Annotated in this window: 13 protein-coding genes and 1 tRNA gene; 7 read left to right on the top strand and 7 right to left on the bottom strand. The window is 60.5% G+C overall.

The window, feature by feature from the left end; all coding sequences use genetic code 11:
• Positions 1-228: 228 nt before the first annotated feature.
• Positions 229-1107, top strand: a complete 879-nt coding sequence (locus HFC70_RS16420; RefSeq protein ID WP_168474357.1) for a LysR family transcriptional regulator — start codon at positions 229-231, stop codon at positions 1105-1107.
• 6 nt (positions 1108-1113) lie between these two features.
• Here HFC70_RS16420 and HFC70_RS16415 read toward each other — a convergent pair whose 3' ends face one another.
• From HFC70_RS16415 to dapA, 3 genes are all read right to left on the bottom strand, one after another.
• Positions 1114-1533 carry a DUF3830 family protein gene (locus HFC70_RS16415; protein ID WP_168474356.1) on the bottom strand — a complete coding sequence of 140 codons (420 nt, stop codon included), beginning with the start codon at positions 1531-1533 and terminating at the stop codon, positions 1114-1116.
• Between the two features lie 3 nt (positions 1534-1536).
• Complete coding sequence (gene smpB, locus HFC70_RS16410) at positions 1537-2016, bottom strand: SsrA-binding protein SmpB (protein WP_168474355.1); 480 nt, start codon at positions 2014-2016, stop codon at positions 1537-1539.
• Positions 2017-2175: 159 nt separating this feature from the next.
• A complete protein-coding gene (dapA, locus tag HFC70_RS16405) occupies positions 2176-3060 on the bottom strand; it encodes a 4-hydroxy-tetrahydrodipicolinate synthase (protein ID WP_168474354.1) in 885 nt (294 codons plus the stop codon).
• Positions 3061-3280: 220 nt separating this feature from the next.
• Between dapA and HFC70_RS16400 the strand changes: the two genes are divergently transcribed.
• Entirely contained in the window at positions 3281-5350 is a 2070-nt protein-coding gene (locus tag HFC70_RS16400) for a lytic transglycosylase domain-containing protein (protein ID WP_168474353.1), read from the top strand.
• Positions 5351-5429: 79 nt separating this feature from the next.
• Entirely contained in the window at positions 5430-6314 is an 885-nt protein-coding gene (locus HFC70_RS16395; RefSeq protein WP_168474352.1) for an alpha/beta fold hydrolase, read from the top strand.
• 120 nt (positions 6315-6434) lie between these two features.
• Here HFC70_RS16395 and HFC70_RS16390 read toward each other — a convergent pair whose 3' ends face one another.
• Together HFC70_RS16390 and HFC70_RS16385 are read right to left on the bottom strand one after the other, a co-directional pair.
• On the bottom strand, positions 6435-7424 hold the full coding sequence (locus HFC70_RS16390) for a porin (RefSeq protein ID WP_168474351.1): 990 nt from the start codon (positions 7422-7424) through the stop codon (positions 6435-6437).
• Between the two features lie 254 nt (positions 7425-7678).
• Positions 7679-7768, bottom strand: a tRNA-Ser gene (locus HFC70_RS16385).
• A gap of 716 nt (positions 7769-8484) precedes the next feature.
• Between HFC70_RS16385 and HFC70_RS16380 the strand changes: the two genes are divergently transcribed.
• From HFC70_RS16380 to HFC70_RS16370, 3 genes are all read left to right on the top strand, one after another.
• Positions 8485-9513, top strand: coding sequence for a porin (locus HFC70_RS16380; RefSeq protein WP_168474350.1), 1029 nt, complete (start codon positions 8485-8487; stop codon positions 9511-9513).
• A gap of 367 nt (positions 9514-9880) precedes the next feature.
• A complete protein-coding gene (locus tag HFC70_RS16375) occupies positions 9881-10831 on the top strand; it encodes a site-specific integrase (RefSeq protein WP_368669701.1) in 951 nt (316 codons plus the stop codon).
• Positions 10832-11044: 213 nt separating this feature from the next.
• Positions 11045-12895: a methyl-accepting chemotaxis protein gene (locus tag HFC70_RS16370; RefSeq protein ID WP_168474348.1), complete on the top strand. Its 1851-nt coding sequence runs from the start codon at positions 11045-11047 to the stop codon at positions 12893-12895.
• 52 nt (positions 12896-12947) lie between these two features.
• On the opposite strand, the gene HFC70_RS16365 is transcribed toward HFC70_RS16370, so the two are convergent.
• Both HFC70_RS16365 and HFC70_RS16360 read right to left on the bottom strand, forming a co-directional pair.
• On the bottom strand, positions 12948-13754 hold the full coding sequence (locus tag HFC70_RS16365) for an aldolase/citrate lyase family protein (RefSeq protein ID WP_168474347.1): 807 nt from the start codon (positions 13752-13754) through the stop codon (positions 12948-12950).
• 9 nt (positions 13755-13763) lie between these two features.
• On the bottom strand, positions 13764-14981 hold the full coding sequence (locus tag HFC70_RS16360; protein WP_168474346.1) for an FAD-dependent oxidoreductase: 1218 nt from the start codon (positions 14979-14981) through the stop codon (positions 13764-13766).
• A 167-nt stretch (positions 14982-15148) separates the two neighbouring features.
• On the opposite strand from HFC70_RS16360, the gene HFC70_RS16355 reads away from it, so the two are divergent.
• Positions 15149-16294 carry a calcium-binding protein gene (locus tag HFC70_RS16355; protein WP_246735822.1) on the top strand — a complete coding sequence of 382 codons (1146 nt, stop codon included), beginning with the start codon at positions 15149-15151 and terminating at the stop codon, positions 16292-16294.
• Positions 16295-16524: the final 230 nt, after the last annotated feature.

Genomic DNA, 16524 nt, shown 5'->3' with positions numbered 1-16524 from the left:
CAGCCAGGCCATCATTCCGAGTGCCCATCCGCACCTCTGCCACTCCGGCCTTTCCAAAGGGTCCGATAGCGGGTGGCACTTGCGTTTTCCCTCGGCCGTCTTGGCCTCGAATATCAAAAGCCAGTTGAGTTGCATTGCCGTTTCCTTCACAGTGAAATCATCAGCAACATCACTTAAGCCTCTGGAATTGTTCAGTGTAGACGCAAGAATGAACGGATCGTTTCAACCATGAAAGACGAGAACTGGGATGATCTTCGGCTGTTCCTGGCGGTGGCCCGTGAGGGTGGCCTGGTGGGCGCTGCGGAAAAAACCGGGATCAGCGGGCCGACCATCGGCCGGCGCATGCTGGCGCTGGAGCGGGCGACCGGCCATCATCTCTTCGTCCGTCACAACAAGGGCTATTCGCTGGCCCCGGATGGCGAAGTGCTGCTGGCCCATGTGCGGGCCATGGATGCACAGGCATCCTTCATCCGCCAGTGGAACGAGAACGGATACTGCCTGCCGATCGTCTCGGTGGCCTGTGACGGTTGGCTCGCCATGTTCCTGGCGCGGCATTTGACGGATATCTGGACCAAGGACGATCCGTTCCGCCTGTGCCTGAAAGCGACGGAGACCGGTGTCGACCTGATTTTCCGCGAGGCGGAGATCGCATTGACCCACCAGCGGCCGGCGGCCGGCAATCTTGCGTCACGGCAAACGGTGCGCACCGGTTATGCCGCCTATGCGACGCCGGCCGTTGCGGCAGAGCCGGAAGAGCGCTGGATATCGATCGGCCGCGAGCAGGCCTCCAGCACCGCCGACCGCTGGATTTCAAGACAGCCCGACAAGTGGATCAGCGTCTGGACGACGACCACGCCAACCCTGCTGGAGCTGGCCCGTTCCGGTGCCGGCAGGGCTGTCCTGCCCTGCCTGATCGGAGACACGGAACCGGGACTGGTGCGCATCGGCGCTCCGATCGAGGCGCTGTCGGTCGATCTGTGGATCGCCATGCATGACGATGACCGCAACCGGCCCGAGGTGCGCATCATGATCGACAGGCTGGTGGCACTGTTTCACAGCCAGCAATCGCTGTTTCAGGGAGATGCTACGCCGTCCTTGGCGTCTTGATGCAGTTCAGCGTTCGAAGCGGATCGGCTGGGCGCCTTGCCAGAGAACGAGACGGCCCATCTCTTCCAACTGCTCCTGACCTTCGACCAGGGTCAGAAAATGATTGCCGGCCAGCGCGCCCATCTTGCTGGCGAAAGACGAGCTGCCATAGGCAAACAGCAGTTCCGTTTCGCTGTGGCCGCCCGGATAGAGCAGGATATCGCCTCTGGAGGGATGGCAGGTGTGGTTTTCGAAACCGACGCCGAACTGGAACTCACCAAGCGGCACCCAGACCGCCTCGCCGCTCCAGCGCGAATGGATCGCCTGATTGGCAAACGGCAGCAGCGACAGGAAGGCCGCGCAGGTGAGCGGCGCCTTTTGAAGTTCCAGCCTGGCCTTGAAGGCAAAGGGGCCAACCGAGACGTTCAAAAACGGAGTATCGGACACGTCTCAGCCGCCCGTCTTCATCAGGCGGGACTTCTGGCGGTTCCAGTCGCGTTCCTTCTCGGTCTCGCGCTTGTCGTGCAGTTTTTTGCCCTTGCCAAGCGCCAGCTCGATCTTCGCCCGGCCCTTTTCGTTGAAATAGATCTTCAACGGGATGAGTGTCATGCCGTCGCGGTTGACGGCATGGCGCAGGCGGTTGATCTCCCGCTTGTTCAGCAGCAGCTTGCGTCGACGACGCGGCTCGTGATTGAAACGGTTGGCCTGCAGATATTCGGGCAGATGGGAATTGATCAGCCAGATTTCGTCACCCTCGTCGGAGGCATAGGACTCGGCGATATTGGCCTTGCCTTCGCGCAACGCCTTGACCTCGGTGCCGGTCAGAACCAGCCCAGCTTCATAGGTGTCGAGGATTTCATAGTTGAAGCGGGCCTTGCGGTTTTCCGCGACAATCTTGTTGACCGTGCGCTGGCTGCCTCTGGGTGCCATGATGACTTGATCCGTTCATTCCGCCCAACCTTGTCTTTTTGTCCCTGCCGGCGGGCCTGCGGCGCGGGTTCGTCTCAACCCTATGTAATATAGGGCGATACGGAAGGGAAGAAGCGGATAGAGAAAGCCGGGCAGTCGCCCGCCCGGCTCAAGGCCTTGTCAATTGATCAGGCCGGCATGTCTGAGGCCGGCGTCGATTGCGGCCTCGGTTGCCGGCTCCAATGTCGACAACAAAGGCAAGCGTGCGGCGCGGCTCATGCGACCGATGCGGTGAAGCGCATATTTGACACCGCAAAGGCCGGGTTCCATGAAAATCGCCTTGTGCAGCGGCAGCAGGCGATCCTGATGCTCGAGCGCGCCGGCAAAATCGCCCTTGCGCAGCAGCGCCTGGAACTCGGCACAGAGACGCGGTGCGACATTGGCGGTTACGGAAATGCAGCCCCTGCCGCCATGCGCAGCGTGACCGAGTGCTCCTGCGTCTTCCCCCGACAACTGGATGAAATCCTTGCCGCAGGCGGCGCGTTGCTCGGAAACGCGCTCCACACTGCCGGTCGAATCTTTCACGCCGACAATGTTCTTGTAGGTCCGCGCCAACTCGGCCATCGTGCTCACAGACATGTCCACCACCGAGCGCGGCGGGATGTTGTAGATGATAATCGGCAGCGTGATCGCTTCAGCAACAGCCGCGTAGTGGGCATAAAGCCCCTTCTGGGTCGGCTTGTTGTAATAGGGCGTGACCACGAGAACCGCATCGGCGCCTGCCTTTTCGGCATGCTGGGCCAGTTCGATCGCTTCCTTGGTATTGTTGGAACCGGCGCCGGCAATCACCGGTACGCGGCCGGCTGCCGTCTGGACACAGAGTTCCACCACCCGTTTGTGCTCGGCATGGGAAAGGGTCGGCGATTCACCCGTGGTGCCGACCGGCACGAGACCGGTGCTGCCCTCGGTGATCTGCCATTCCACATGATCGGCAAAAACGGCTTCGTCCACCGCACCGGCTTCGGTAAACGGCGTGACAAGAGCGGGAATAGATCCCTGAAACATCCAAAAGACTCCTCACGGCCAGCATTCATGCTTCAGCCGCATTCCTCGGTTACAAACGGCGGCAGTCTAGTGCGGCGACCAGCCTGCGGCAAGCGCATCGGCGGCGCTTTTATGATAGAACGCGCCGCGGTAAAAGCCTGTATTCGATGCATTATGGTAAGGTTTCGTTAATTTCTTGCACTGCTAATGGAAGGGGTTTCGTTTTTCCAAGGGCTCCCGCATGAGAAGGATCTATCTCTTGGCCTCCGCGCTCGGCATCGGCTTTGCCGCGTCCAGCGGTGCGGGTGGCTTGCGCGCAGAGACGCTTGTTCCCGTGCCCTTGTCGAAGCCAAGCAGTTCCACACCGCTGCCGCAGACAGCCCCCTCCTTTGAGATCACCGGCACCATTCCGCGGACATCGCGGCTGCCGGCGGCAAGCCCGCAGCTCAAAGCCGGGCTCGACGCGCTGTCCAACAAGCAGGGCGCGACAGCCCTTGCGATCCGCGACCGCATGCCCGACACGCTCGACCGGCATATGCTGACCTGGTCGATCGCCATGTCGGGGCTCAAGGACATTCCCTCCAGCGAAATCACCGCGGCGCAGCGCGAGCTGAAGGGTTGGCCTGGCATTTCGGCCTTCCGCGCCAATTCGGAGCGCGCGCTTTACCGAGAAAAGCCTCGGGCGGACGATGTCCTATCGGCGTTCGGGGCAACCGCGCCTGAAACACCGGAAGGGGCGATCGTTCTGGCGCGCGCCCTGCAATCGGTCGGCAAAAGCCGCGATGCGGCCAAGATGCTCGGGACCGTGTGGCGGCGCGATGCGCTGGACACGGCCATGGAAGACAAGATCCTCGGCGAATTTGCCGACCTGCTGACGGCTGCCGACCACAAGGCGCGGATGGATTATCTGATGTATCGCGGCCGGGTGTCCCAGGCCAAGCGATTCTCGACGCTCGGCAAGGCGCAATCGCTCTACAATGCCTGGAGCGCCGTACTTGCCAAATCCTCCAAGGCCGGCACCCTTCTCAAAGCGGTCGATGCCGGCTGGACGTCGGATCCCGCCTATCTCTTCGCGCAGATCGAATATCTGCGCCGGCAGGACAAGTTCGAAGAGGCCGCCAAGCTTCTGGCCAAGGCGCCGCGCGATGCGGACAAGCTGGTCGATACCGGCGAATGGTGGAACGAGCGACGCATCGTGGCGCGGGGCTTGGCCGATCTCGGCAAGTTCAAGGCGGCCTATCAGGTGGCAGCCCAGCATGCCGCGACGGAATCGGTCGATATCGTCGATGCCGAATTTCACGCTGGCTGGTATGCGCTGCGCGGGCTCAAGGACAACAAGGCGGCCGGGACACATTTCGCAAAGATCCTGCAGGCCTCGAACCGGCCGCTATCGGCATCGCGCGCCTGGTACTGGCTCGGCCGCGCCGAGGAAGCCGGCGGCAATCAGGCCCGCGCCAGGGAACATTTTACCAAGGCGGCCGGCTTTGCCAGCACCTATTACGGCCAATTGGCGGCCGCGCGCATCAAGCAGGCCGGCATCCAGATCCCCTATCCGCAGCCAAGCACCGAGGACCGGCAGCGCTTTGCCAATCGCGAGGCGGTGCAGGCAATCGGCCGGTACGAGACGGCCGGTCACGCTTGGCGAGGTGCCAGCCTCTACCGGGCGCTGGCCGAACAGTTGCAGAGCCCCGGCGAACTGGCATTGCTGACCGCCAAGGCCGAAAAGACCGGCGACCATCAGCTGTCCCTGCAGATCGGCAAGATCGCCTATGGACGCGGCATCGACGTGCCGGCGCTGGCCTTTCCGATCGGCGTCATTCCGGGCACGGCCGATATTGGCGGCTCCGGCAAGGCGCTGGCCTATGCGATTGCCCGCCAGGAAAGCGCCTTCAACCCCGCTGCCGTGTCGCCGGCCGACGCGCGCGGGCTGCTGCAACTGATGCCCGGAACGGCCAAGGGTGTCGCCAGCCGGCATGGTCTGGCCTATGCGCCGGAAAAGCTGACGCGCGACGCCGGCTATAATGCGACGCTTGGCGCCCATTATCTCGGCGAACAGATCGACAAGTTCGGCGGTTCCTACATCCTGACCTTCGTCGCGTACAATGCCGGCCCCGGCCGCGTGCCGGAATGGGTCAACCGTTACGGCGATCCGCGCGGGCTACCGATCGACGACGTCGTTGACTGGATCGAGCGCATCCCCTTCCCCGAGACGCGCAACTATGTGCAGCGGGTGATGGAGAATTACCAGATCTACAAGACCCGGCTTGGCCAGAGTGCCGGGATCGAGCATGATCTGCGCTACGGCCGCTGATCGAACACGCCATCCCCGCTGTTGCACGGAATTCGACATCGGCTAAGGTTGTCCACCAGACAGTGGAGGCAATTCAAGCATGTCGGATATCTCCCAAAACGGCTTCATCGAGCGCCATGTCACGACCGATGACGGTTTGAGACTTTATCTCAGGGACTATGGCAGCCATCATCCAGGTCTGCCGGTCATCTGCCTGCCCGGCCTCAGCCGCAACAGCCGCGATTTTCACCAGCTGGCCGATCTTTTGTCGACCGACAGCACCCTGCCGCGACGAGTGATCACCATCGACTACCGTGGCCGCGGGCTTTCAGACTGGGACAGCGACAAGAGCCGCTACAATCTGGTGGTCGAGGCCGGCGACGTGATCGCGGTCTGCGCCGCACTTGGCATCCCGCGGGCAGCTTTCATCGGCACGTCGCGCGGCGGGCTGACCTTGCATCTGCTGGCCGGCATGCGACCGGACCTGCTCGCCGCCGTCATTCTCAACGATATCGGACCGGTGATCGAGCTTGCCGGTCTGCGGCAGATCCAGGCCTATCTTGGCAAGGAACGGCTGCCGCGCGACATGGATGATGCGGCGAAAATCCTGAAGGCGACACACGGCGCCAGCTTCCCAAGCCTCTCCGACCAGGATTGGCGCGACATGGCAGACGCCATCTACCGGGAGACGGACGGCCAGTTGCGCGCCGATTTCGATCCAGCCATTGCCGAGGCCCTGGCGGCGGCCGATCTCAGCCAACCGCTGCCGGACCTCTGGCCGCAATTCGACGGATTTCGGACGATCCCGCTGATGACGGTTCGCGGCGCGAACTCCGCGCTGCTGTCGCGTGAGACACTTGAGGCCATGGCGGAACGGCACGGCGCCATGCAGGCGGTGACCGTTGACGGCCAGGGTCATGCGCCGATCCTGCATCTGGCAGAGGTTCCCGACAGGATCCGGGCGTTTCTTGCGCGGGTGAAGTAGCGGGGCGTAAAAGCGCGCTCCGGGCCAAGGGTGGAGCGAATGTTTCCACCGTAAGGGCACTCAAACAGAAAAAGCCCGGCTCGAAAGCCGGGCTTCTCTTAATCCGATCGTCAGATCGAATTAGAACGAACGCTGCAGACGGACGAAGCCGCTCCAGACGCCATCGTCAGCGATATCTTCCTCGAAGTATTCGACATAAGCCTTAGCAGCCAGACCGTCAGCGATCTTGTAGTCGACAGTCAGACCAGCGGCCCAAGCGTCATTGCCATCAACCAGATCGTAATCCGAGAAGAACTGGGCACCCGGAGTAAGGGTAAACTTGTCGCTCAGCTTGGCGGCGTACGAACCAGCAATGGTCCACTCTGCCGTGTCGTAGTACTGATTTACGCCGCTGGAGTAGATAGCTGCAAGGCCGAGAGTACCCGGACCAACTTCAGCTTCCACGATCAGACGGACAGCACCTTCTTCGCGCGCGAAGTCATAAGCACCGAGGAGAGCAGCCGTAACGGCGCCGAACGAACCAGTGGCCTGAGCTTCGAGGCCAATACCGTCATTCTCGTGGAGAACGGAAGCGTTGAGCTCGTCGACGAAGATACCAAAGCTGAAGGCATCCGAGGTATACTGATAACCGGCAGAGTTGATCAGGTTCGAGCCGAGGTCATCGGTTTCACCGGCCAGACCCGAATCCCAGTAGTTGTACATGTAGCCGACCTTGAAGCCGCCAGCCGTGATGTAGGCTTCGTCAAGCGTGAACGGATCTTCGTTGGTGCCGTCTTCCAAGCCCTTGACCTGAAAAGCAAAGAAAGAACCGATCGTGCCGATTTCGGAATCGTTCTTGGCTTCGACTTCCAGGTGAGCGCGGGTCCACATGTCGGCAGCGAAATCGCCATCATCGTCTTCGAACATGTCGACCTGGGCACGAACGTAGCCGCTGAGCTTGAGGCAGGTTTCGGTGCCGGGGATGTAGAAGTAGCCGGTGCCGAAAGCGTCGCAAACGCGAACGTATTCCATGGGCTCGGGCTCAACAGCGACGATAGCGTCGGCAGCCTGAGCGCCAGATACTGCTGCGAGAGCGGCAGCGGAGCCGAGAAGTAGGCTCTTGATGTTCATATTGACCTCCAGTCAAGTTTCATCCTGACAGAGGCCTAAAAAAATGCATATTCCTGTTTATTTTCAGCGGGTTGACGGCGGATTCCGAAAGGGGATGGAGCCGGCATTTCCGAAAAGCGCGCCGTGGCTCTCAGTCATGGGGCAACGACCGGCAGGCCGCGCTCCAAGGCTGACCAAGGCGCCAAGGGCCAGAAACGAAAAAAGCCGCGTCGGAACCCCGCGCGGCATCGTCAATGTTCAATAAAAGCCAGGAATGGCGGAGAAGATGGGATTCGAACCCACGATACCCTTCCGGGTATACTCCCTTAGCAGGGGAGCGCCTTCGACCACTCGGCCACCTCTCCGGTCCGGCCTGATTATTCACTCGTTACAGCGATTGCAAGGGCTTTTCTCCGTGCTGCACATTTTACGCGAGGCCAGGGCGCGCCGCCGGCCGCATCCGCCTGCGCTGGAGCCCCGTATATAGAGAGTACAATTCCTTATAGAGAGGCTCCAATGGGCGTGCTTCCTATAAAGAGTGGACGCCGCCGCGCGAACTGCCGTGCCACCCGTCCAGAATCGCTCGGCGATTCCTGCTCTCTCGACGCCGGACGATGCACAAAATGACGAATCGTGCTGGCCGCTCCTTTGCCGCCGGCGCGCCCAGACGAGGCTTATGGCATGGCAATGTGCCAAATTCGGGCATGCCTTTGTCGCAGAGCTGGCGAGAACCCTTGAGAAACCGGGCTCGAATCGTTGAAATTCGGAACTTTGCTGCCGGTGCCCCTCCTGGCAGCATCCGTTAAGTACTGCTTTCAAAAGGATTTTCTTAATAATCTGTAAACCTTTGCCCCGGTCCGGTGGCGAGTTTGTGTCCTTTCAGCAACAGACTTTTGGGAAGGGCGTGGATTTCATTCCTTATCGCGGTTTGGTGATTGCATGACGGGCCACGTTTTGTATTTTCAATCTCGGAAGCGAGGCGGTGGATCGTCCGTCTTCTGAAACCGACGGGGATGGGGCAGGGAATGCTGTCCTTCAGCCAAAGAACCCAGACCCTTACGAAACTTGACTGGAGGTCAATATGAACATCAAGAGCCTACTTCTCGGCTCCGCTGCCGCTCTCGCAGCAGTATCTGGCGCTCAGGCTGCCGACGCTATCGTCGCTGTTGAGCCCGAGCCCATGGAATACGTTCGCGTTTGCGACGCTTTCGGCACCGGCTACTTCTACATCCCCGGCACCGAGACCTGCCTCAAGATCTCGGGCTACGTTCGTACCGAACTGCAGTTCGCTGAAACGGACGGCGACGACGATTTCTCGTTGAACGCCCGTACCCGCGCCAAGATCAATGTCGAAGCCAAGAACGACTCTGAAATCGGCACGGTCGGCTCGTACATCGCCATCCGTACCTGGGCAGAAGGCGACGGCGACGGCGGCAGCCTCGAAATCGACGAAGCCTACATCACGGCTGGCGGCTTCAAGGTCGGCTACATGTACAACTACTGGGACAACGATCTGTCGGGCGAAACCGACGACCTCGGCTCGAACCGCATCAACTCTGCTGGTTATGAATACGCATCTGACGCATTCACGTTTGGCTTTTTCGTCGATGAGCTGTCCAAGACTTACAGCGACGAGTTGACGGCTGAATACAAAGGCAACGACGGCGTTGGTCTGGAAGCCCAGGTTACTGGCTCGTTTGGTGTTGTTACTGCTGAACTGCTCGGCGCATACGACTTCGCATGGGAAAACGGCGCAATTCGCGCCAAGCTCTTCGCTGACGTTGGCCCAGGCACGTTTGGATTGGCCGCCATCTATTCGACCGGCGTCAATGCTTACTACGACGTTGCTGAATGGACGATCGCCGCTCAGTACGCCGCCAAGATCACCGACAAGGTTACCTTGACCCCGGCTTTCCAGTATTGGAACACCATCGACACTGACGTCGACGGCGACTTCACCGGCAGCAACGACATGTGGGCGGCTGGTCTCACGGTTGACTACAAGATCGCTGAGGGTCTGACCACCAAGGTTGCTGTGAACTACGTAGACGAAGACGGCGGCGACGACAACAACTGGGAAGGCTTTGTTCGCCTTCAGCGTTCTTTCTAAGTTCAGCCGATCAAAGTCTAGTTGACTTCGAAAAGCACTCTTCGGGACCCCGCGCCAGTCGCGGGGTCCCTCTCAGCCTTTTGGCGCTGAGGTTAAAATCGACATTTTGGGTCGATTTATTTGCGAAACGATATCGTTTTTTATCGTTGACTCACAGACTTACTTCGGTATAATCATTTATATCCTCAGTATTTCTTAGGAGTTTAACGACGCTCTAGAATCTATTCTCAGTACAACTTGAATCATTGCGGATCTGTAATGCAAGCTTTGCTTGCGTTTACGTTGACGGCGAAATTATGTCCTTTACATTCCGGCGGAATTGACTTCATAGTCGCTCCGGAAGTGAAGGAGTTATGTCTTGGATCGTATCGAGGCCTTAAAAAGTGACGCGCGTACAAGCGTCCATCTCAACAGCGAGTCGGCCGGCTACAGGCTGAATTACCAGTATTCGCTGTCCGGCCCGATCGGCATCGTCAAAGACACGTCGTTGAAGGTCCTGTTCGCGCGCTATGGCGATATTCTGTGGGCGCCGGGAAGTCACAAATACAATGTGACTAACTTCATCGGCGAGCTGAACGACCTGCTTCCTGACCCGACATTCTCGGTTTTCTCGCAGGACATGCTCGACGATCTCATCGGAAAATTGCGCAAGCGCGGTAATAGCAACGCCACCATCAATCGAAAGATGGCGGCGCTCAGCAAATTGCTGCGAAAGGCCAACAAGATGGGTGACGTTGTCAGTCTGCCCGAATTCAGTCGACAGAAGGAAAAGTCCGGACGCATCCGCTTTCTCGAAAACGAGGAAGAGGCGGAACTGTTCGCCGCGATCCGGGCCAAGTCCGAACTCTATGCGCGGTTCTGCATCTTTCTGGTCGATACCGGTGCGCGCCTCAGCGAAGGTCTGGGCCTGCGCTGGAACGACGTTACGAACAAACGCGCCACATTCTGGGTGACGAAATCCGGCCGCAGCCGGTCGGTCCCCCTCACCGGCCGCGCCATCGAGGCGATCAAGGCCTCGGACAAGCGCAATATCGGCCCGTTTAGCAGCATCCAGCAGCAGCGCTTTCGCGCCGCCTGGAATGAAGCCAAGGAAGAGATCGGGCTTGGCGACGACAAGGACGTGGTGCCGCATATCCTGCGCCATACCTGCGCATCGCGCCTCGTTCAGGGCGGCATCGACATCCGTCGCGTGCAGATGTGGCTCGGCCACCAGACCCTGTCGATGACCATGCGCTATGCGCATCTGGCCTCGCACGACCTCGACATGTGCGTTCCCGTTCTGGAGCGCATGTCCATTGCCGAGAAGTCCGTAAACTGACGGAGGGGGCCGGAGCCTCTCCGCCCCTTGCGCGTTCGCCCGGTCACGAAGCCTCCCCCTTGCAAATGTGGGCTCATAAGAGCGCCAAACCGCGACCAAAGGATTGGTAGGCCCCCATCCGCATTTCCTATTAATCATTGTTGATTAAAATCTGTGCGGCGGGCGCTTTGAGTCTCGGAGGGCTCGTCGCGCTGGTTCGTCACGGGGGGTGACATGAGGATCTTCAAAGGCCACGGCGGAGCGAGCCTGTCGGCAATCGCGCCGACGCTTATGTTTGCGGGAGCACTTTTACTTGGCGCAGTCTTGTGGGGATCCGTGCCGCGTCTTGCCATCACTGCCGGCATGTCGGCGACCACTGCGCAAGTCGTCGCAGCCGCTTCCCTGCTGATTGCCGCCGCAGCCTTGGCCCAGACCGCCGGGCGATTCTCAAACAGCCGCGCATCTCTCGACGCCATCGCCTCGACCCTGGTCGAGACCGCCGCCCGCGCCACGCAACAGGAAATGCTGGCTCTGGCGCAGCATAGCCTCGACAACAACCTGCAGATCCTGCAGGCTGAACTTCGCCAGCGCGGTGATGCCGTGGTGCGCGATGGCGTGCTCTTCTACGGTGGCACCCGCATCAACGACGATACCACCATCGTTGATGCCGTTCGCGAAAAAGCCGGCGGAACCGCGACCATCTTCCTCGGCGATCTCAGGATATCCACGAATGTCACCAAACCGGATGGCAGCCGCGCCGTCGGCACACGGCTGACGGCCGAGACGGTGATCGAGACTGTTCTGCGCCAGGGCAAGGTTTTTCGCGGCGAGGCCGAGATCCTCGGCGAGGCCTATTATACCATCTACGAGCCCATTCTCAGCGATGGCCGGGTTGTCGGCATTCTCTATGTCGGCCTGCGCAAGGCCGAGTTCGCCGCCCGGCACGGCGAAGGCGAGAGCGAGACAAAGGCCGGTGGGACCAAGGCGATCACGCGCGCGCTGGCAGCGCTCGAACGCTCCGCCAAGACGCAGGGCGAGATGGCGCGGGCGGCCATCGTCCAGCGGCAGGAGGCCGAAGATCTGCGCCGCCAGCATGAGGCACGGCGCCAGTCGCACGCCGCCGAGCAGCGACTTGTCGTGGAAAACCTGTCACGGGCGCTTGAACTGCTGGCGCAGGGCGACCTGACCAAGCCGATTGCCGCACCTTTTCCCGCCGAATATGAATCCCTTCGCGTCAATTACAACGGCGCACTCAACCGCCTGCACGACGCGATTGCCGATATTTCCGATGGCGTCAGCAGTCTGCGGGAAGGATCAAGCAGCATCAGCGCCGCCGCCGATCAACTGGCGCAGCGGACCGAGCAGCAGGCGGTCAGCCTGGAAGAGACGGCCGCAGCACTCAACGAGATCACCGCAACGGTGCAGGCCACCTCGAGCGGCGCCAGCCAGGCCCGCAAAACGGTCGAGAGCACCCATGCGGATGCCGAGCGAAGCGGCCAGACCATGAGCCAGGCGGTCATCGCAATGGAGCGGATCGAGGCCTCGGCCCTGCAGATGGAGCAGATCATCAACGCCATCGACGAGATCGCCTTCCAGACCAATCTTCTGGCGCTTAACGCCGGTGTCGAGGCGGCGCGCGCCGGCGACAGCGGACGGGGCTTTGCAGTCGTGGCCCAGGAAGTGCGGGGGTTGGCGCAGCGCTCGGCCGACGCGGCCAAGGAAATCCGACAGCTGATTTCCGGATCGAACGAACAGGTGGCGCTCGGCGCAAGCCTCGTCAACCAGACCGGCGAGGCCCTGAAAAAGGTGGTGCGGCAGGTTGGCGACATCTCGCGGCTCGTCGCGCAGATTGCCAGTTCGGCCGTCGAGCAGGCCAGCGGCCTTGAGGAGGTCAACGGCGCCGTCAACCAGATGGATCAGTTTACCCAGCAGAACGCCGTGATGGTCGAGGAGAGCACCGCGGCAAGCCATGCGATCCGCTCGGAGGCTGACCGCCTCTCCAACAAGGTCTCGGTCTTCAAGGTTTCGACGCAGCCGTCATCCCTTCAAAGCACCACGGCGGCGGCATCGTCCGCCGCCAGATGAGATCAGGCGAACGGCGGCGGCAACGGTTGGGTGGCCTTGGTCGCCGGTGCCGTCAATAGCCCGCCTTGGCCGGCACCGGTGCGGCATCAACACCGTCCCGATAGCGACCGGACAGGTTGCGCAAGGCACCGGCAAATTCCGTCACGTCGGCACCGACCGCCACGAAACTGGCGCCGAGTTCGATATAACGGCGGTTCAGCGTTTCGCTGAAGGTCAGAATGCCGGCGGCCTTGCCTGATTTGACGATGGTGCCGATCGCCGCCTCGATCACGGCCTGTACTTCCGGGGCATCCATGCGCCCGAGGTAGCCCATGTCCGCGGCCAGATCGGCCGGGCCGATGAATACGCCATCCACCCCATCGACGGCCGCGATATTTTCCAGATCGGCAATCGCCGCCCGGCTTTCGGCCTGGACCAGCAGGCAGATGCCGTCGGATGCCGTGTCGGCATAATCCTGGATCGTGTTGAAGGCAGACGCCCGCGCCACGGCCGCCCCGACACCACGAACACCCCTAGGCGGATACCGCACCGCGCGCACCATGGCCTCGGCCTGCTCGGCCGAATCGACCATCGGGATGAGAAGCGTGCGTGCGCCGATGTCGAGCAATTGCTTGATCATCCACGTTTCGCCGACCGGTGCACGCACCACCGGCTCGGACGAGGACGTCGCCAGGGCCTGCAACTGCGCAAGAATGCTGCGCAGATCGTTCGGCCCGTGCTCACCGTCGATGACCAGCCAGTCGAAACCGGCATGGCCGGCAATTTCAGCCGCCAACGCGTCGGCCATGTCGAGCCACAGGCCGATCTGCGGGCGCCCCTGGCGAATGGCGGTCTTGAAGCTGTTTTCAGGAACGGGCATGGCAAACACTCACGATAAAAGCTGTTTCAGGTCGGCCGTGGCGTCTGCCAGAATGCTGCGGTCGGGCTCGCGCCCCTGCTCCAGCAGCTTCTTGCCGGTCACATAGGCCTTGGCATCGTTGATAGCGTCGACGGCGATGAACTGCCCGGCCCGGAAATACCAGACCGAGGCGCTGCCCTCGCGAGCGCCCGGCCGCAGCACGGTCTCGTCATAGCCGAGATTGAAGCCGGCAATCTGCAGTTTCACGTCATATTGATCGGACCAGAACCAAGGTTTCGCCTCGTAGGGTTCCGTGCCGCCCGTCATGAAGGCCGCAGCGGCTTCCGCCTGGTCGACGGCATTTGGCACGGATTCCAGCCGGATCATCTGCCCCTTCCATGGCAGCACCGCGCAATCGCCCATGGCAAAGATCGAGGCGTCCGAGGTCCGCGCAAAGGCATCGACGACGATGCCATTGGCAACCTCCAGCCCGGCCTGTTTTGCCAGGCGATCATTCGGCGAGACGCCGATGCCGACGATGACGAAATCGACGTCCAGAACCGAACCATCGGACAGTTCCGCCGCCGTTACCTTGCCGTTTTCGCCGATCAGCCGCACCAGGCCGGTGCTTTCGCGAATGACGGCGCCATGCTGCACATGAATGGCCCGCATGAAATCGGCCGTCTCCTTGGCGGCCACCCGCTGCAGGATGCGCTCCGCCATTTCAATCAGGGTGACTTCCAGGCCGAGATGGCGGGCCACGGCCGCAGCTTCCAACCCGATATAACCACCACCGATGATCAGCAGGCGACGTCCGGGCCGCATCTCGGCCGTCAGGCGATCCGCGTCGCGCTTGTCGCGCACCACGAAGACGCCGTCGAGATCGCCACCGATGGCCGCCGGCAGTTGCCGTGGCGAGGCACCCGTGGCGATCGCCAAAGTTTCGTAGGCAATCGACGAGCCGTCCTGCAGAAGTACAGCCTTACCGGCTCGGTCGATGTCTTCGACCCAGGCCGACAGCCGTATCTCGACATTATTGTCGGCATACCATTCCGCGCCGCGGAAGAGCAGCCGGTCAAAGCTCATTTCGCCGAGAAGATATTTTTTCGACAGGGGCGGTCGCTGGTAGGGCAACTCGCTTTCGGCACCCAGAATGGTGATCGGCCGATCATCCTTCAGCGCCCGCAATCTGGCGGCAAGCGCAAAGCCCGCCTGCCCGGCTCCAATGATGACCAGTCTGCCTGTCACATGATGCTCCTGGGATTTCAAACCGACGGCAATGGCGGTCGCAGACCGCCTCGCCTTGCGACTGAAGGCCTAGCGCCAAGGTCTTGCCTCGTCAAGCACAGGGAACCTAAACGCCGTCACCACGTTTTTTCCACTGTTCAGCCCTTGTTCAGACAACAAAGCTCATTATGACACCATCGAACTATTCGCCAGCGACGGAAAGCAACGGAGACCAGAAAATGGCTACTGAAATTTTCGGTAACAACTACAACAACACCATTCGGCAATCCAATTACGCATCCGCTGAAGTGGATATTTATGCCTATGGCGGCAATGATGTCATCTATCTCGACGTCGGCGGCAACAACGGCGGCTTTAATTATGTAGAGGCCGGCAGCGGCGCTGACCGCGTTTACAATTATTTCGAGGGCGGCAACCGTATTTACCTCGAAGACGGCAACGACGTCTATTATGCCGACGGCTTTTCGACCGCCACCAACTATGTGGACGAAGTCTGGGCCGGCTACGGCGACGACCGCATCCAGGTGTCCACCTACCAGAGCATCTACAATGGCGAAGCGGGCAACGATTCCTTCTTCTCCGTCGGCTGGGCCAACACTTTCCATGGTGGCGCGGGCATCGACATGATCAGCTACGAGACCCAGGACAGTGATGCCGACCTGAGCGGTACTGGCGTCTATGTCGATCTCGGACAGGGATTTGCCACCGCCACCAATGAAGAAGACGAGACGCTGATCAGTATCGAGAACGCGGTCGGCACCGGCTACAACGACCGCGTTTACGGCTCCAATGTCAATAACAAACTGTGGGGCGACGATGGCGTCGACCTGCTGAACGGCTTCAACGGCAATGACGGAATTTCTGGCGGCAACGGCAACGATTCGCTCTACGGCGGCAACGGCAATGACACATTAAACGCCGGCTCCGGCGCAGACAAACTCATCGGCGGCGCCAACAACGATGTGCTCTACGGCGGTGGCGGCAGGGATGTGATGGCCGGCGGCACCGGAGCAGATACGTTTGTGTTCAATGCGTTGAGCGATACGACTGCCACATCGGCTCGCGATGTCATCAATGATTTCTACCACAGCGAGAGCGACCGGATCAATCTGACCGCACTCGATGCGAATACTGACTTTGGCGGAAATCAGGCCTTCGACTTCATCGGGTCTTCTAGCTTCAGCGGCAGCGGCGGCGAACTTCGCTTCGCAAACGGCGTTATCGCCGGCGATGTCAATGGCGACCGCGTCGGCGACTTCCACATCGTGGTGACCGGCGTTACCCAGATGTACACGAACGACTTCTACCTCTGATTAATTCAATTTGCGCCAGCCATGGCCAACGAACTTGAAAGCGCCGGGTCACGCCCGGCGCTTTTGTTTGTTCATGCTCAACTCAAATCCGAAACATCATTCCATTTTGGAATGAAATCAGACCTCGCTCCATTCAATCGATTTTCCTGAACACTTGGAATCTTCGGGCTTTTCCTCGCGGAAAAGCTGATGTAGCAATGGGCAGACCATGATTTTTGATCATCCAAGGA

Origin of the sequence: Agrobacterium sp. a22-2, from assembly GCF_012276985.1 — a bacterium.
GTDB lineage: Bacteria > Pseudomonadota > Alphaproteobacteria > Rhizobiales > Rhizobiaceae > Allorhizobium.
The sequence above is the reverse complement of the archived record's forward strand: the minus strand, read 5'-3'. Positions and strand labels throughout refer to the sequence as shown.